The sequence below is a fragment of the Martelella sp. FOR1707 genome (genome assembly GCF_053484265.1).
On the sequence record NZ_JBAKFP010000002.1, the window covers coordinates 196,657 to 213,237 of the forward strand.

General features: G+C 63.0%; 19 protein-coding genes. 7 read left to right on the forward strand and 12 right to left on the reverse strand.

The genetic code is table 11. The features are described 5' to 3' along the window. Window positions 1-44: 44 nt before the first annotated feature. Window positions 45-620 (forward strand): hypothetical protein, encoded by a 576-nt coding sequence (locus V6765_RS04785; protein ID WP_448426922.1) that lies wholly within the window; start codon window positions 45-47, stop codon window positions 618-620. 23 nt (window positions 621-643) lie between these two features. Here V6765_RS04785 and V6765_RS04790 read toward each other — a convergent pair whose 3' ends face one another. The 3 genes from V6765_RS04790 to V6765_RS04800 form a co-directional block, all read right to left on the reverse strand. After that, complete coding sequence (locus V6765_RS04790) at window positions 644-2,128, reverse strand: tripartite tricarboxylate transporter permease (RefSeq protein ID WP_448426923.1); 1,485 nt, start codon at window positions 2,126-2,128, stop codon at window positions 644-646. 30 nt (window positions 2,129-2,158) lie between these two features. Beyond that, the gene (locus V6765_RS04795) at window positions 2,159-2,659 is read right to left on the reverse strand and encodes a tripartite tricarboxylate transporter TctB family protein (protein ID WP_448426925.1); all 501 of its coding nucleotides are present in this window, start codon (window positions 2,657-2,659) and stop codon (window positions 2,159-2,161) included. Between the two features lie 153 nt (window positions 2,660-2,812). Next, the gene (locus V6765_RS04800; RefSeq protein ID WP_448426927.1) at window positions 2,813-3,784 is read right to left on the reverse strand and encodes a Bug family tripartite tricarboxylate transporter substrate binding protein; all 972 of its coding nucleotides are present in this window, start codon (window positions 3,782-3,784) and stop codon (window positions 2,813-2,815) included. Between the two features lie 151 nt (window positions 3,785-3,935). Between V6765_RS04800 and V6765_RS04805 the strand changes: the two genes are divergently transcribed. Genes V6765_RS04805 through V6765_RS04820 form a run of 4 tightly spaced genes read left to right on the forward strand, consistent with a single transcriptional unit; the run spans window position 3,936 to window position 7,312 of the window. Next, on the forward strand, window positions 3,936-4,703 hold the full coding sequence (locus tag V6765_RS04805; protein WP_448426929.1) for an SDR family NAD(P)-dependent oxidoreductase: 768 nt from the start codon (window positions 3,936-3,938) through the stop codon (window positions 4,701-4,703). Further along, on the forward strand, window positions 4,700-5,611 hold the full coding sequence (locus V6765_RS04810; protein WP_448426931.1) for an NAD-dependent epimerase/dehydratase family protein: 912 nt from the start codon (window positions 4,700-4,702) through the stop codon (window positions 5,609-5,611). Before V6765_RS04805 ends, V6765_RS04810 begins: the two co-directional genes overlap by 4 nt. 49 nt (window positions 5,612-5,660) lie before the next feature. After that, entirely contained in the window at window positions 5,661-6,377 is a 717-nt protein-coding gene (gene pxpB, locus V6765_RS04815; RefSeq protein WP_448426933.1) for a 5-oxoprolinase subunit PxpB, read from the forward strand. Further along, window positions 6,374-7,312 carry a 5-oxoprolinase subunit C family protein gene (locus V6765_RS04820; RefSeq protein ID WP_448426935.1) on the forward strand — a complete coding sequence of 313 codons (939 nt, stop codon included), beginning with the start codon at window positions 6,374-6,376 and terminating at the stop codon, window positions 7,310-7,312. The genes pxpB and V6765_RS04820 overlap by 4 nt, the downstream gene beginning before the upstream one ends. Window positions 7,313-7,501: 189 nt before the next feature. On the opposite strand, the gene V6765_RS04825 is transcribed toward V6765_RS04820, so the two are convergent. Continuing rightward, complete coding sequence (locus V6765_RS04825) at window positions 7,502-8,986, reverse strand: NAD-dependent succinate-semialdehyde dehydrogenase (protein WP_448426937.1); 1,485 nt, start codon at window positions 8,984-8,986, stop codon at window positions 7,502-7,504. 381 nt (window positions 8,987-9,367) lie between these two features. On the opposite strand from V6765_RS04825, the gene V6765_RS04830 reads away from it, so the two are divergent. Continuing rightward, window positions 9,368-9,610 (forward strand): Lrp/AsnC family transcriptional regulator, encoded by a 243-nt coding sequence (locus V6765_RS04830; protein WP_230720229.1) that lies wholly within the window; start codon window positions 9,368-9,370, stop codon window positions 9,608-9,610. A 49-nt stretch (window positions 9,611-9,659) separates the two neighbouring features. Here the strand turns inward: V6765_RS04830 and folD are convergent, their stop codons facing one another. The 7 genes from folD to V6765_RS04865 form a co-directional block, all read right to left on the reverse strand. Continuing rightward, window positions 9,660-10,559, reverse strand: a complete 900-nt coding sequence (folD, locus tag V6765_RS04835; RefSeq protein ID WP_448426939.1) for a bifunctional methylenetetrahydrofolate dehydrogenase/methenyltetrahydrofolate cyclohydrolase FolD — start codon at window positions 10,557-10,559, stop codon at window positions 9,660-9,662. A 110-nt stretch (window positions 10,560-10,669) separates the two neighbouring features. Beyond that, window positions 10,670-11,155 (reverse strand): F0F1 ATP synthase subunit B, encoded by a 486-nt coding sequence (locus V6765_RS04840; RefSeq protein ID WP_230720227.1) that lies wholly within the window; start codon window positions 11,153-11,155, stop codon window positions 10,670-10,672. 4 nt (window positions 11,156-11,159) lie between these two features. Continuing rightward, the gene (locus V6765_RS04845; RefSeq protein WP_448426941.1) at window positions 11,160-11,744 is read right to left on the reverse strand and encodes a F0F1 ATP synthase subunit B; all 585 of its coding nucleotides are present in this window, start codon (window positions 11,742-11,744) and stop codon (window positions 11,160-11,162) included. Window positions 11,745-11,831: 87 nt separating this feature from the next. Beyond that, a complete protein-coding gene (locus tag V6765_RS04850; protein ID WP_018063478.1) occupies window positions 11,832-12,059 on the reverse strand; it encodes a F0F1 ATP synthase subunit C in 228 nt (75 codons plus the stop codon). A gap of 88 nt (window positions 12,060-12,147) precedes the next feature. Further along, on the reverse strand, window positions 12,148-12,900 hold the full coding sequence (locus tag V6765_RS04855) for a F0F1 ATP synthase subunit A (protein WP_230720225.1): 753 nt from the start codon (window positions 12,898-12,900) through the stop codon (window positions 12,148-12,150). A 58-nt stretch (window positions 12,901-12,958) separates the two neighbouring features. Further along, entirely contained in the window at window positions 12,959-13,300 is a 342-nt protein-coding gene (locus V6765_RS04860; protein WP_448426943.1) for an AtpZ/AtpI family protein, read from the reverse strand. A 184-nt stretch (window positions 13,301-13,484) separates the two neighbouring features. Continuing rightward, the gene (locus tag V6765_RS04865) at window positions 13,485-14,462 is read right to left on the reverse strand and encodes a magnesium transporter CorA family protein (RefSeq protein ID WP_448426945.1); all 978 of its coding nucleotides are present in this window, start codon (window positions 14,460-14,462) and stop codon (window positions 13,485-13,487) included. Between the two features lie 134 nt (window positions 14,463-14,596). On the opposite strand from V6765_RS04865, the gene V6765_RS04870 reads away from it, so the two are divergent. Beyond that, window positions 14,597-15,298: a phosphoribosyltransferase gene (locus V6765_RS04870; RefSeq protein ID WP_448426947.1), complete on the forward strand. Its 702-nt coding sequence runs from the start codon at window positions 14,597-14,599 to the stop codon at window positions 15,296-15,298. 54 nt (window positions 15,299-15,352) lie between these two features. Here V6765_RS04870 and V6765_RS04875 read toward each other — a convergent pair whose 3' ends face one another. Next, window positions 15,353-16,423, reverse strand: coding sequence for a PRC-barrel domain-containing protein (locus tag V6765_RS04875; RefSeq protein WP_448426949.1), 1,071 nt, complete (start codon window positions 16,421-16,423; stop codon window positions 15,353-15,355). Between the last annotated feature and the right edge of the window lie 158 nt (window positions 16,424-16,581).

Sequence of the window (16,581 nt, forward strand, 5' to 3'; positions counted from 1 at the left end):
TCTCGTAAAACAATAATAAATGTCTGTCAATCGAGAGGGGTTTCATGGTTCGACATTTTTTGCTTCGCGCCTTCTGTTGCGCAATCCTGGCGCTTCCGGCTGCGTGTTCCACCATGGGCGGCGTTGCGCCGGGAGCGCTTGAGGCCGCTTCCCCGCTCGATGCCGATCCCGATGCGCTTGTCGTCGCATTGACCAAGCCGAAGGCCTTGCGGGTGGAAGATGGCGATCTCGCCCTTTCGCTCAGTTGGGCCGTTCCGGGGCGGGCGGCGCTGGAGGAGCAGGCGGGCCTGCGGGTCGCCCGCCGCCTCTTCGCTGCGCCCGACCGCGATACGGTCGAGCTCGTGCTTGCGCCCGATGAGGCAGAACGCATGTCGACGCTGTTGTCTGAGATCAGGAAGGACAGAGAGGTCGGCGTTGAAGGCAAGGGCGCGTTTTCCGTTTCCTTCACGGCACGCTGTGTTGGTGGCGGCGCGGATCTTTCCGATATGGCCGTGGATGTCGCGCTCACGCTCCGGCCCGGCGAGCCGGCGGTTCCGCTGTTGAAGAACGCGAAGTTTGGCGCGCTGCTGGCCGCCCGCGGCATCGAGCGCCTGCCGGATTGCAGTGCCCTGCAACGGTGAAGAGAAGGCCGGCGTAATAGGTCTTAGCGCTTGACCCGGGCATACCCCTTGCGCAGCAGCGGCCAGCAGAGCGTCAGCGCGGTGATGACGAACAGGATAGCGGCGATCGGGCGCTCGAAGAACGCCCAGAAATTGCCGTGAGTCAGGATCAGGCCCTGGCGCAGGGATAGTTCGATGGTCGGCTGCAGCACCATGCCGATCACGATCGGGGCGACGGGGAAGCGGAAATGCCGCAGCACCACGCCGACGACACCGGCGATGAACGCCACCCAGACGTCGAACGGATTGCCGTTGACGCCATAGGCGCCGACGGTGGCGATGATCAGGATCAGGCCGATCAGGATCGGTTCGGGAATGCGCAGCACGCGGGTGAACAGCGATGCGCCGAGCGCGCCGATCGCAAACATCGCCAGATTGACGATGATCAGGCAGAAGAAGATTGCATAGATCAGGTCGAGATGATTGGCGAAAAGCTGGGGGCCCGGCGCAATGCCCTGAACCACCAGCGCGCCGAGCATGACGGCGGTCACCGGATCGCCGGGAATGCCAAGCGAGAGCGTTGGCACCAGCGCCGAGCCGGTGACGGCATTGTTGGCGCTTTCGCAGGCAATCAACCCATCGGGTTCGCCCTTGCCGAAGTTGTCCTTGCGTTTGGAAGCGCGCCGGGCCTCCGAATAGGCGATGAAGGCGGAGGTGGCGGCGCCCGTGCCCGGCAGCGCGCCGACGAAGGAGCCGATCAGCGAGCCGCGCAGCAGCATGCCGAGACGGCCCTTCCAGGCGGCAAGCGGCGGCATGCGGAAGCCGACCCGCATCTGCTCGGGCGGCGGCCCGTCGCGATCGATGGTCAGCACCCGCATGAACATTTCCGAAAAGGCGAACAGGCCGACGATGACCGGAATGAGGCCGATGCCGGCGGAAAGCTGGAAACTGTCGAAGGTGAAGCGCAAATCGCCGGTGACCGGATCATTGCCGACGGTGGCAAGCAGCACGCCAAGCGCGCCCGCGGCGAGCCCCTTCAAGAGGTTACCGGAGGAGACGCCGGCGATGCAGGTCATCGCGAACAGGCCGAGCGCGAAATACTCGATCGGCGTGAACTGCAGGGAAAAGGCCGCAAGCGAGGGGCCCGCCAGCACGAACACCAGCACCGAGAACAGCCCGCCAATGGTGGAGGCGGTCGTGACCCAGCCGATCGCCAGATCGGCCTCGCCGCGCTGGGCCATCGGAAACCCCTCGAGCGCGGTCGCCGCAGATTGCGGGGTGCCGGGGGTGTTGAGCACGATCGCGGTAATCGAGCCGCCATAGACCGAGCCGCAATAGACGCCGAGCATCAGCGCGATCGCCGGTATCTGCGGCATGGAGAAGGTGAAGGGCAGCACCATGGTAAGGCCGATCACCGAGCCGAGCCCCGGCAGGACGCCGACAATCACGCCCACCAGCGTTCCCGCGATGATGGCCAGAAGCGTGAGCGGTGTCGCGATCTGGGTTGCGGCCGAAACTATGAGGTCCATGAAACGTCCCTGGCTAACGGTTTGACGAGGTCACCACGGCCATGAAAAGCCGGGCAGAAGAATCAGGAACACCCGCTCGAACAGGAACCAGACGGCGAGCGAATAGCTGACCGCGACGGCGGCGAGCACAAGAATATCGCGCCGCCCCAAAATGGCGGGAACCACGATCGCGAAGACGATGCTGGATGCGAGAAACCCGATCACCGGCATCGCGGCGCAATAGCCCGCCGTTGCCGCCATCAGCGCCAGCATGCGCAGCGATGGCTTGAGCGCCGGCAGTTCCGAACCGCGATGGCGCGCGCCCGGCAACAGCAGGATCAAAAGCGCGATCAGCAGCGCCATGACGCCAAGCACGAAGCGCGGAAAGAAAAACGGGCCCCGACCCTGGCTCGCGCGGGCAAAGGCGCTGATTTCCTCGAAGGTCTGGATGAAGAACACGAGGACAAGGAGCGCAAGCGCGCCGATGATCGCGGCCTCGCTGAGGCGCGCTGCCCGTGACACCTTGCCGTCGCTGATCTGCCGGTCGTCCATGCTTCCTCCAAGCCTGTCTCGACGTGACAAAGATGGCGCCGGCGGGCGCTGGCCTGCCGGAACCGCAAAACGATAGATACCGTATTTTCGTCGTCTTCAGAAACTGCGGTCTTTCCGGGACGGCTGCCGCAAACCGCGGCAGCCGTCAGCCGATCAGTTTGCCAGAAGCCCGGCCTTTTCGAGCAGCTTGCGGTTGGTTTCGTATTTTTCGTGAACGAAAGCGTCGAAATCGGCCGAATTCATGTAGGCGATCGGCTGCTTGACCGCCTCCATCCGCTCCTGGAAGGGCGCGGAATCGATCGCTGCCTTGCAGGAGGTTTCCAGCCTGGTGATGTCGGCGGCTTCAAGCCCTTTCGGCGCGACCAGACCGCCCCAGATCGGGAAGTCGAGATTGTAGCCCTGCTCGGCGGCCGTGACCAGATTCGGCTGTTCGGCAAGCTTGTCCTTGGCAAGCAGCGCCAGCGATTTCAGCTGGTCCGCATTGCTGGTGTAGAAGGACACGTGGGGGATGAACACGTCGGCGGTCCCGTCAAGCAGCGCCTTCAGCGCGGGACCATCGCCGTCGACCGGCAGATAGGTCATCTTGATGCCGGCGGCATCTTCAAGCGCCAGACCGGCGATATGCGGGATCGAGCCGATCGCCTGCACGGCGAAGGTTACCCCTTCCGGGTTTTCCTTGGCATATTTGACGAGGTCTTCGAGGTTGTCGAAGGGGGCATCCTTTCCGACCGCGATCACCGTCGGCGCCGAATAGGCGAGGCAGATATAGTCGAAGCTGTCGACGTCATAGGGCAGCTTGCGCAGATGCGGCTGGGTGGTCAGCGGGCCGACCGGGGCCATGCCGAGCGTAGTGCCGTCCGCCCTTGCGCGGGCAACCTCGCCAACGCCGATCGTGCCGCCGGCGCCTGCGGTGTTCTTCACCGCGACGTTGACGCCGAGCGATTCCGACATGCCTTCCTGCATGGCGCGGGTGGTGATGTCGGTGCCGCCGCCGGCGGCAAACGGAACGACAACGGTGACAGGTCGGTTGGACTGGGCCTCGGCGCCGCCGGTGAAGGCGACAAATGTCGCGGCCACTGCCATTACGGATGCGAGGCGGCCAGCGCCCCCCTTGGCTGATTTCATCATGAATCTCCTCCCAAATATTCACGCGCTCCGCCAGGAGCTCTCGCAAAAACCGTTGGCAGAATGCCAAAAGTTCTGCATAGTGGTATTATGTACCATTTTTAATACGGGTCAATCCCTCATTCAAAAGGGATGGCCAAAGGGAGGATATATGGAACGGGTGAAAGGCAGAACCGCGCTGGTGACGGGTGCTGCGGACGGGCTGGGTGCGGCGATCGCGGCAAGGCTCGCCGCCGAGGGCGCGCGGGTCGGCATCATAGACCGCAGCCCGGACGCGATCGACAAGGCGCGCCAATCCCCCGAACTGCGCGACGCCGCCTTCATTGCCGGCGACCTGACTGATGGCGATGACATCGCCCGGATGATGGCGGAGTTTGCCGACAAGGGCATGACATTCGATATCCTGGTCAATAATGCCGGCGGATCGCTGCACACGCCCAAGGCCTTTCTGGAGGAAAGCGATGACGACTGGGAGCGGGTGATGGCGCTCAACGTCACGGCGGCCGTGCGCGTCAGCCGCCATGTCCTGCCGGGCATGGTCAGGGCAGGCTTCGGCCGGGTGATTAATCTCGGCTCCAAGGCCGGGCGCTATGGCAGCCTGTTCACCGGCGCGAATTATGTCGCCGCCAAGGGCGCGATCCAGTCGATGACCTTGCAGATGGCGCAGGAATTCGGCCCCCATGGCGTCACATGCAACGCGGTCTGCCCCGGCGCGATCCTGACGCCGCGGGTCGAGCGGCTTTTGAGCGAGCGGATGTCGCCGGAGGAGCGGCAAAAGGCGGTGGAGGCCATTCCCGTGCGCCGCAACGGAAGGGTTGAGGATGTCGCCGCCGCCGTCGCCTTCTTCGCTGCCGATGAGGCCGGCTTCATCACCGGCCAGTTGATGGACGTCAATGGCGGGCAGGGGATGGCATCATGAGCGGGCACAACGAAAAGCGCATGCCGCTGACGGTGCTGGTCACGGGCGGATCGGGTTTTCTGGGGCAGTCGCTTGCCGATGCGCTGGCTGAGCGCGGCGACACGGTGATCGTGTTCGATCTCAACCTGCCGCCGGAAGAGGCGCGTTTGCCGGGCGTCACCTATGTGGAAGGCGACATCACCCGGTCGAGCGCGATCGAGGCGGTGATCGCCCGTTTCGGGGTCGACGCCATCCTCCATCTGGCGGCCCTCGTCATCCCGGCCTGCCGCTCCAATCCGGTGCTCGGCGCCAAGGTCAATGTCATCGGCCATATCAATATTCTCGAAGCGGCGGTCAAGGCGGGGATAGACCGCGTGGTCTATGCCAGTTCGCTCGCCGCCCGCCCGCGTGGCCCGCTGGCCTCGCCGGCGAACCTCTATGGCGTGTTCAAGCATTGCTGCGAGGAGATATCGAAGGTTTATTTCCTCGATCACGGGCTCGGCTCGGTCGGGCTGAGGCCGAATGTCGTCTATGGTCCCGGCCGCACCAGCGGCGAGACTGCCGCGATCACGCTTGCCATGCAGGCCGCGGCACGGGGCGAGGCTTATGAGCTGCCGTTTTCCGGCAAGATGTGCTTCCAGCATGTGGATGAGGTGACCGAGATATTCCTGCGCTGCCTCGACAAGCCGGCAAGCGAGCCCGTCGTCAGCGACCTGACGACCGAGATCGAGACCATGCACGACGTCGCCGACGCAATCCGCGCGGTCGTGCCCGGCGCCGCGATCACCGTGGCGGATAATCCGCGGCCTGTGCCGGAAACCATGGACAACGCCCCGCTGCGCGCCTTTCTCGGCGACTGGCCGGCCATCTCGCTTGTGGAAGGGACGCGGCGAACGATCGAGGTCTTTCGCGAAACCGTGGAAAGCTGATAGCCTGAGCGCGCGCCCGGCGAACGGGTGCCGCTTGGAGCAGTGGACAGTGGTGACGATCAAGCCGGCCGGCGATCAGGCCTTGACCGTGGAATTCGACGACAGGATCGACGCGGCCGTCAATGCCCGCGTGATCGCGCTCGCCGACGCTTTGAAGGCGCGGCCGGTGGAGGGCATTGTCGAGACCGTGCCGACCTATCGTTCGCTGCTCGTCTATTACGATCCCGGCCGCATTCGCGGCGCACAGCTGATGCCGCTGCTTCACGAGCAGGTGGAGCATCTCACCGAAGGCGGGGAAAACGCCGCGCGCCATTTCCGGGTGCCGGTCTGCTATCGGGGCGATGACGCGTTTGATCTCGCAGACCTTGCCGAAATCAAGAATATCAGTCCTGAAGAGCTGATCGCGCTTCACACCGGGGCTGACTACCGGGTCTACATGATCGGGTTCGCGCCCGGCTTCACCTATCTCGGCGGCCTGCCTGAGGCGCTACATACGCCGCGCCTCGCCGTACCGCGCCAGAAGGTGGCGGCGGGCGCGGTCGGCATTGGCGGCGCGCAGGCGGCGATCAACTCGGTTTCCGGGCCCAGCGGCTGGCGCTATATCGGTCGCACGCCGCTGCGCCTCTTCGACCCGGAGCGCGCAGCCCCCTCCTTCTTCCGCGCCGGCGACACGATCCGCTTTTATGAGATCGGCGTCGACGAGATGGCGGCGCTGGAACGTCGCGCGGCTGCGGGCGAGGCCATTGTAGAACCGGAGGCGGCATGAACAGGCTGGAGGTCGTCAGGGCCGGGCTCATGGTTTCCGTGCAGGCGCGGCCGCGCACCGGCTATCTCGCCGCCGGCGTCTCGCCTTCGGGGCCGATGGACGAGGCGGCCTTTCGGATTGCGCAGGCGCTTGTCGGCAATGAGGATGGCGCGGCGGCGCTGGAGTTTGCTCAGTTCGGCGGTAGCTATCGCGTCACCGCGCCCTGCATGGTGGCCGTCACCGGAGGCGCCGCGCAGTTGACGATCAACGGGCGCGCCATGCCGCTTTGGGAAAGCCATGCGCTGCGGCCGGGCGAAACGCTGGAGATCGGCCCGATGAGGGGGGCGATCTGGGGCTATATCGCCTTTTCGGGCGGCATTGCGGTGCCGGAGCTTCTCGGCTCGCGCGCCACCCATGTCCGGAACGCGATGGGCGGGTTTGAGGGCAGGGTGCTTGCCGAGGGCGACCTGCTGCCGCTCGGCGAAAGCCAACCAGCTCCGCCGCAAAGGCTGACGGAGATCTTCCATTACCCGCAAGGTCCGATCCGGATCGTTGCCGGGCCACAGGACGATCGCTTCGATGGCCACGCCTGGGCGCTGCTTCTCACCGAGCCGTTCTCCGTCTCCAGCCGGCGCGACCGGATGGCGAGCCTGCTCGACGGGCCGCTGCTGCGCGCCATCGGCGGCCACGATATCATTTCCGATGCAACGCCCGCCGGTTCGATCCAGGTGCCGGGCTCGGGCATTGCCACGGTGCTGACGGCGGAACGGCAGACGACCGGCGGCTATCCGAAGATCGCCACGGTGATTTCCGCCGACCTGCCGCGCCTTGCGCAGATGCCGGCCGGCAAGCCCTTCCACTTCGTTCGCATCAGCCAGGACGAGGCCGAGGCGCGGCTTCTGGCCGAGCGCGAGCGGGTCGAAGCGGCAATCCGGTCGATTGCGACGCCGGTGTGAGGGGCGACAAGAAGTAGAAAGGGGCCTTGGTTGTTAAAGAGATCAAACCCCAATCGGGGTCACCCTCGGGCTTGACCCGAGGGTCCAGGCGGCGTTTTCCGCGTGGCATGGATGCTCGTGTCAAGCACGAGCATGACGCCTGGGAAGGCGGGAGGCTTCGTCACCTCCCGACCAGAGCGTTGCCCGCCCTCAGGCGATGCCGCCGAGGCAGATATATTTCAGCTCGGTATAGTCATCGAGGCCGTATTTGGAGCCTTCGCGGCCGAGGCCGGACTGCTTGACGCCGCCGAACGGGGCAACCTCGGTGGAGATCAGGCCGGTGTTGACGCCGACAATGCCGTATTCCAGCGCTTCGGCGACCCGGAAGATCTTGGCCACATCGCGCGAGAAGAAATAGGAGGCGAGGCCGAATTCCGTGTCGTTGGCCATGGCGACGACATCGTCCTCGGTCTCGAACTTGAACAACGGCGCCACCGGTCCGAAGGTCTCCTCGCGCGCGCACTTCATCTCCGGCGTCACGCCGGTGAGCACCGTCGGCTCGAAGAACAGGCCGCCGCGCTCATGTGGTTTGCCGCCGAGCTTGACCGAGGCGCCCTTGGCGGTTGCGTCGGAAATGTGATCCTCGACCTTCTCGACCGCCGCCTTTTCGATCATCGGACCGATTTCGACGCCGTCCTCCATGCCGGAACCGACCTTGAGGCTGGCAACGCGTTTGGAAAGCTTTTCGGCGAATGCGTCATAGACGCCGGCCTGCACGTAAAGTCGGTTGGCGCACACACAGGTCTGGCCGGCATTGCGGAACTTCGACGCGATCGCGCCTTCGACCGCCGCATCGAGATCGGCGTCGTCGAAGACGATGAACGGCGCATTGCCGCCGAGCTCGAGGCCCATCTTCTTGATCTGGTCGGCGCCCTGGCGCATCAGGATGCGGCCGACCTCGGTGGAGCCGGTGAAGGTGATCTTGCGCACCCGGTCATCCTCGCTGAAGACCTTGCCGACGGTGGACGAACTTGTCGAGGTGACGACCGACAGCAGGCCCTTCGGCAGGCCGGCGCGCTCGGCAAGCAGCGCCATGGACAGCGCCGAAAGCGGCGTCTGCTGGGCGGGCTTGGAAACGATCGAGCAGCCGGCGGCGAGCGCCGGGGCCATCTTGCGGGCCAGCATCGCGTTCGGGAAGTTCCACGGCGTGATCGCGCCGACGACGCCCACCGGCTGGCGGATCACCATGATCCGCTTGTCGGCCTGATGGCCGGGAATGATGTCGCCATAGGCGCGCTTGGCTTCCTCGCCGAACCATTCGATATAGGCCGCGCCGTAAAGGATTTCGCCGCGCGCCTCGGCAAGCGGCTTGCCCATTTCCGCAGTCAGGATCACGGCGAGATCATCGGCATTCTCGACCATCAGGTCGTAGAGCTTGCGCAGGATCTGGGCGCGTTCCTTGCCGGTCTTCTTTGCCCAGACCTTCTGTGCCTCATAGGCGGCGGCGACGGCCTCCTCGACCTCTTCCTTGCCGCAGTCGGGCAGCGTGGCGATGACCTCGCCGTTGGCCGGGTTCACGACATCGAAGGTCTTGCCGCTGTCCACCGTGTCGCGCCATTCGCCGGCGATATAGGCGCGCGGCTCGGCGAGGTCCGCCTTCTTGAGTTTGTCCGATAACGCTTTTGCGATGGCCATGATGTATACTCCCTGTTTCCTTCGTCTGCCGGCCCGTGACTGAAAGGCCGCGGTCGACGCTTACAATGCATATAGACCGGCCGTTTCATTCGCCAAACTAAATTCTGGCGCGCCGGTTCCGAAGATTATCTCCGCTCAGGTTACGTGTGCCGGAAATGTGTCGTCTCCCATCGGTTCTCATGCCGCCGGCGACAAAACCACATCATCTTTCCCGGAAGCGCTCTGTGGGTCCTGAGAGAATAAATAACGTATAATGGAATTAAGTTTTATTTTTGTGATAGTCAATCTCTCGCATCGAACCATCTGGCCTCCCTCTGCCGGCTGGTGCTATACACGAAGCGGCGATGCCATGATGATGCGCAAAGAGGGTAGATAAAGCCGATGCAGACGATTTTCGTTCAGTTCAAATGCCATCCCGGACAGGCGTATGACGTCGCCGATCTGGTGGTGCGCACGCTTGAGGAAACCTCCGAAATCTATTCGACCTCCGGCGATTACGATCTGCTTGCGAAGTTCTATCTGGCCAAGGATGCCGATATCGGCCATTTCGTCACCAGCAACCTGCAGACGATTGAAGGCGTGAAGGACACCTTCACCCTGGTGACGTTCAAGGCGTTCAGCTAAAGCCTTTCCGACTTAACGGGGCGGAAACGGCCGGTGGCCGCGGTTCGCCTCAGAAATCGGGAACGGACACGCCATTGTCGCGGCAGGCGGCGATCACGGTATTGGCCATCAGCATGGTGATGGTCATCGGGCCAACGCCGCCGGGCACCGGCGTGATGGCGCCGGCGAGAGGTTCGACGGCGGCATAGTCGACATCGCCGATCAGGCGGGTCTTGCCCTCGCCGCGCTCGGGTGCGGGTATGCGGGTGATGCCGACATCGATAACCGTCGCGCCGGGCTTCACCCAATCGGCCTTCACCATTTCCGCCCTTCCGGTGGCCGCGATCAGGATATCGGCGCGGCGGCAGATTTCCGGCAGGTCTGCGGTACGCGAATGGGCCATGGTGACCGTGGCATTGGCCTGCAGCAGCAATTGGCCCATCGGCTTGCCGAACAGATTGGACCGGCCGATCACGACGGCGTTTAGGCCGGAAAGATCGTTGCCGTGGACGGTGCGGATCAGCACCATTGCGCCTGCGGGCGTGCACGAGATCAGGCCTGTCTGGGTGTCGCCGAGTGCAAGCTTGCCGGCATTGACGATCGAAAGCCCGTCCACGTCCTTTTCCGGACGGATCAGCTGGATGACGGGAAATTCGTCGAGATGGCCGGGCAGGGGGAGCTGCACCAGGATGCCGTGGATCGCGGGATCCTCGTTCAGTTCGCGGACAACCTGTTCCAGTTCCGCCTGGCTGGTTTCCGCCGGCAGGGTGACCTGGACGGAGTGAAACCCGCATTCCTTGGCGCGTCTGCCCTTGGCCGCGACATAGGTGTGGCTTGCCGGATCATCGCCCACGATGACCACAGCCAGCCCCGGCACGATGCCCTTTTCCGCCTTCAGCGCGGCGCTTGCCGCCGTGACCTTCCCGATCACATCCGCCGCGATCGCCTTGCCGTCTATCCGCTTTGCCATGTCTGCAGCCCTCTTTCGAGGCGTCCTGCCATCGTTCAACCGGACGCCAGAAACAAAAACGGCAAGCGCCGGAACGCTTGCCAATGTCTTTCACACTTAACCCGGCCGGATCAGTTCAGGCGGGATTTGACCGCGTCGACCGACTGCGAGAACAGCTTGGAGCGAACCGCAGGCGTCGCCTTCTTTTCCAGAACGATGCGCGCGGCATCGACGGCAACGTCGACGGCAGCGCCACGCACTGCGGCAACGGCTTCCTGCTCGGCCTGACGGATCTTCTGCTCGGAAAATGCGGTCCGGCGCTCGACATATTCTTCCGTCTTGCGGCGGGCTTCTTCCTTGATCGCCTTTGCGTCGCGCTCGGCGGCGGCAACGATATCCTTGGCCTCTTCCTCGGCCTCGCGGCGCTTGCGCTGATAATCGGCAAGCACGTGCTGGGCTTCCTCGCGCAGGCGCTTGGCTTCCGCCAACTCGTCGCGAATCTCGTCGGCGCGCGAATCAAGCGAGCGCAGCAGAATGCCGGGCACCTTGAAATAGGCAACGACGATGAAGAACAGGATCAGGCCGACAAAGGCGTAGAATGTTGCATCGAGAGACATGGGCTCAGCCCTCCCTGACGGTCGAAACCGCGCTTTCGATGTCGCCCTTGGCGACCCGGCCGCCGATCAGCTGGGTAACGATCAGAGCGGCTGTTTCCTCGGCGATGCCGCCGACTTCCTGAAGCGCTTCGTTGCGAACTGCGGCGATGCGCTCATTGGCGGCCGCAAGCTTCTTGCCAAGCTCGGCTTCGAGCTGCTCGCGCTCGGCATCGGCCTCGGCGCGCGCCTTGTCGGCGGCGGCGGCGGAAATGCTGCGGGCCTCGTTGCGGGCTTCGGCGAGTTCTTTTTCATAGGCCTTGATCGCGGCATCGGCCTCGCTGCGAAGGCGTTCCGCCTCGTCGAGGTCCTGGGCAATGCGATCGTGGCGGTCTTCCAGAATGGAGCCGACGCGGGGAACGATCACCTTCTTCATAACCAGATAGAAGAGACCGAACGTAATGGCCAGCCAAAGGATCTGCGACGGGAAGGTCGCGAAATCGAAGGGCGGGAACACCTGCTGTTCGTGATGTTCCACCTCGGCCAGCGTGGTTTCCGTGTGCTGTTCTTCTGCACCATGCGACGTCTGGGCCAAAGCCGGGGTCACAAACATGCTCACCTCCAAAGGTCTTCGACAACAAGGGGCGCGGCGCCGGCCTCAGGCCAGGCGCCGCAACCGAAAGTCGGACCGTTCAAAAAATCAAACGGCGAAGAGGAGGAGCAGGGCAACGAGCAGCGAGAAGATGCCGAGCGCTTCGGTAACGGCGAAGCCGAACACCAGACGGCCGAACTGGCTGTCGGCGGCGGACGGGTTGCGCAGCGCGCCGGTGAGGTAATCACCGAAGATGCGGCCGAGGCCCATGGAGGTTGCACCCATGCCAAGGCAGGCAATACCGGCGCCGATGAACTTTGCTGCTTCCGCTTCCATATGAGAACTCCTTAGAAGAATTGGGTTGTTGCGGCTTAATAGCGATGCCGGTTCCGCCTGTCCAGACGAAGCCGGCGACTTTTCTATCCTAGTGCTCGCCCGCGTTGACGGCGTCGTTGAGATACATGCAGGTCAGGACTGCAAAGACGTAGGCCTGCAGGAAGGCCACCAGGAATTCCAGCGCCGTCAGCGCCACGGTCATGGCGAGCGGCAGGATTGCGCCGCCGGTGCCGATCGTGCCGATCGAGATCAGCGAGACCACGAAACCGGCAAAAACCTTCAGCGTGATGTGGCCGGCCAGCATGTTGGCGAACAGACGGACGGAAAGGCTGATGGGACGCGAGAGAAACGAAACGATCTCGATCAGCGTCACCAGCGGCAGCAGCGCCACCGGAACCCCGGATGGCACGAACACCTTGAAGAAATGGAAGCCGTGCTTGTAAAGTCCGTAACCGACGACCACGCACATCACCATCAGCGCCAGCGAGAAGGTGACCACGATCTGACTGGTGACGGAGAAGAAATAGGGGAACATGCCGATCAGGTTCGCTGTCAGCAGGAACATGAACAGCGTCAGCACGAAGGGGAAGAACACCATGCCCTTCGTCCCCGCGCCCTCTCTCAGCATCGAGGCGACGAATTCATAGAGAAGCTCGGCGATCGACTGGGTGCGCGAGGGAATAAGGCCGCGCTTGGCAGTTGCCAGGTAAAGGAAGCCCGCAGCGGCCCCGGCGGAAATCACCATGAACAGCGAAGCATTGGTGAAGGACAGGTCCAGCCCGCCGACATTGATCGGAACGATGCTGTGGATCTGAAATTGATGGGTCGGATCGTTTGCCACCTAGTCTCTCTCTTCTTGCCCTGCCTGCGGCCGTTTTCAGCCGCCGGCAACCAAAACTTTACTTGCCGTCTTTTTTCATACGGTCTTCCGGCTCCGCCACATAACCCACGGAGCGCAGTACATTCAATACCCCGGCGCAGAATCCGAGGAGAATAAATACAATCAATCCCCAGGGGCCTGTCCCCGCGAAGCGATCAAGCAGGTATCCGATCATGAAACCGACGAAGATCGCCGCCATGAACTCGCTCGAAAGCTTGAGGCCCTTCGACATCTCCTTGCGGTCCTTGGCGGAGGCCGCCGTCTTTGCCCGTTCGGAAACCTCGTCCTTGCGCAGCGAGCCGAGTTCGGATTCCAGCCTCTTGCGGCGGGCCTCCAGATCGTCCTGTCCGTCTTCTGCCATGACATCCCTCCTTGAGCGCGTCCCCGTCAAGAAGGCTCCGGCCACGCGATAAAGCGGCGGAAAGGCCCGGTCAAGTGGTCCGCACCATAGTTTTAGCGCCCATGCTAGTCAAGACAAGGGGCGGCATCAATGGCGCAAGCCGCAAATATCTGATTTCATTGCGGTAAATGCGAGTAATTCGGCGCTACAGCCAGCCGCGCTTGCGCAGCCAGACGACCGCCGCCGCCCCGGTCAGGAACATCAGGCCGAGAGCGGCCGGATAACCCCACGAAAAGTGCAGCTCCGGCATCTTGTCGAAGTTCATGCCGTATATGCCGGCAATCAGCATCGGCGGGGCGAACACGACCGAGACCACGGAGAACAGTTTCATGATGTTGTTCTGTTCAAGATTGATCAGCCCGAGCGAGGAATCGAGCAGGAAGGTTATGTTGGAGGCCACGAAGCCGGCATGCTCAGAGAGCGACTGGATATCGTGGGAGACGATCCGGCAGAGGTCCTTGGTTGCCTTGTCGTCGCGCACCCGGCGCAGCGTCTGCACATAGGTCGCAAGCCGCGACAGCGTGGTCAGGCTGTCGCGGGTCTTGCTGACGAGGCGGTGATAGGTCGAAATCTCGATCAGCCGTTCCTCCAGTTCCGCCGGCGGGCGTCTGCGTCCGCGCGCGCCCTCTCCGAAGACAGCGATCGAGATATTGTCGATCTTGGCGACAGCCAGTTCCAGGATTTCGGCGGTGCGGTCCACGATGGTGTCGAGCAGATAGGCCAGAACCTTGGCGCCCTGACCGGGCGCGACCTCGAGCCGCTTCATGTCGGCGGCAAACAGGAAGAACGGTTTGGGCTCGGCATGGCGGATGGTGATCAGCCTGCCCTCGGCGAGAATGAAGCCGATATCGGTGAGGTGGGCCAGGCCGAAATCCACGTTCATGACGACCGAGGCGGTCATGTAGACAGCGTCGCCCTCGGTATAGTAGCGGCTCGAGGGTTCGATATCCTTCAGCGATTCGCGCGTCGGCAGCACTACGCCGAGCAACTCCTCGATGTGGCGCATATCGTCTTCGGTCGGATCGAGCATGTCGATCCAGATCACGTCGTCATCAAGCGGCGCGGGCGTGCCGGTGGAAGACATCGGCGTCTTCGCCCCTCCGACCTTGTAGAGATGGATCATCAAAACCCCGCTTTTCGAGATCGCGCGCCGGTGAATGCGCACCGGCGCACAGCGCCCCCTTGCCTCAAAGGGCTACCGAAGCCTAATGATGAGGGCAAGACTGTTTTTGGCCAAGCCTCGAGATTTCATCCGCCATGCAACCCCATCATTTCTGGCAGGAATTGCTGCCGCCCGCTCCGGCTGAAACGGCCGCCCATAATGCTGCCCATGAAGTCGCTCATGACGCCGCCTATACCGCGCGGCTTGCCGACGGCCGCCGTCTTCTGCTGCCGATCCGTCCGCTTGGAGACAGCGGCGAGGGGCTTGCCTCGCTGATTATCAATCAGGCGTCGTTTTCGGTTACAAGAGCGCTTGCCGACGATCTCGCCGCCCGGCTTGCGCCCCTGAAACCCGAGATCATCGTCGGCCTGCCGACGCTTGGCCTCACGCTGGCGGCTGCCGTCGCCGAGGCGCTTGGCCATGCGCGCTATGTGCCGCTCGGCAATTCGCGCAAGTTCTGGTACGAGGACGCGCTGTCGCTGCCGGTCAGTTCCATCACCACGCCCGGCCAGCAGAAGCGGCTTTATATCGATCCGCGCATGCTGCCGCTGCTTGAGGGGAGGCGGGTCGCGCTCGTCGATGACGTGATCTCCTCGGGCAAGTCGATCCTGGCGGGGCTTTCGCTCCTGAAGCAATGCGGCGTGCGCCCCGTGGCGATCGCCGCTGCCATGCTGCAGACCGAGCGCCACCGTAAGGCGCTTGCCGCTTTCGATGCTGAGACCGTCGACGATATTCACGCCTGTTTTGCCACGCCGCTGCTCATTCGAGGGACAGACAGGCTCTGGCGTCCGGCATGAAAAAGCCCGCGATCGCGAGATCACGGGCTTTCTGCAAGGAACTGTAAACCGGGATTAGTTCAGAAGAACGGCATCCGGATTGTCGTTCAGGCTCTGCTCGGTATATTCCGGCTGGTTTTCGAGCGTCTCACGGTCATACTTGGTCTGGACGACATAGGTGTCGCCATCGCTCATGACCGTGGCCGAGTCGGCCGCAATGGCGACCGGCTTTTCGCCGATACCGAGGAACCCACCAACATCCACGACGAAGACGTTCTCATTATTGTCGCCGTAGACGATGATGTCCGAGATTTCGCCGACATTGTCGCCATCGGCGCCCAGAACCGGCGCGCCTTCCAGCTCATCGTAGGAGATCGAGGCGGTGTCGACTTCGCTCATGCCTTCCAGCATCGGGTTTTCAGCCATCGTGCCGTCGGTCTGCATCGCATCGCCAGCGTTGTCCACGTTAGAAGCAACGTCGTTCATGGCGTTGCCGGTGGCGTCCGCGGCAGTGCCGAGGCCGGTTGCCACATCATTCATGGCTTCTCCGGTTGCATTGCCGGCTTCGTCAAGAGCCGTTCCCGCCGAGTTGGCCAGATCGTTTGAGCCCTCGGCCATGGTGCCTTCAGGCGCCGGAGCGCGGCCGACCTTCATCAGGTTCTCATTGTCGGATTCGAATTCCGGCGCGGATTCCAGCTCTTCGCGAGTGGCGTCGATGCTGAGCCAAGCGCCGTTCTCACCGGGCTCCCATGACAGCCGATCGAAGGAAATCGCGACTTCCTTTTCACCGATGCCGAGGAAACCGCCGACGCCGATCACGGCGGCATTGGCCGTGCCGTCGGTGTTCATCACGATGTCCGCGATGTCGCCAACCTGCTCGCGCTCCTGGGTCTCGGCGCTCATGCCGTAAACCGGCCAGCCAAGCAGCGAACTTGCGAGAACCTGCTCGCCGGTCGCGCCGTAGAAGCTCTTGGCGTCTTCGCCGGCAGCCTGACGATCAGGGAAGATCGGCGAAGCGCCGTTTTCCATGCCCGAGCTTGCTTCAGGCTGTTTCATGGGTTCGGTGGTGTTGGTGTCCTGGGCAAAGGCTGCACCCGTGGAAACAACAGCTACCAGTGCGGTGGTCGAAAGAATCTTGCGAAGCATGTCAATACTCCTCTCTTCTTGTAATGCTCCAATTTAGGTGCGATTTAATAGTTGTATTATTTGCTTTTATCTCACCTTGCTCACGACAATTAAACGTGCCCGGATGACCCTTGTTCCTCCGAGCGATGACTTTTTTGGAAAAAAAGAGCGCAAAAAAA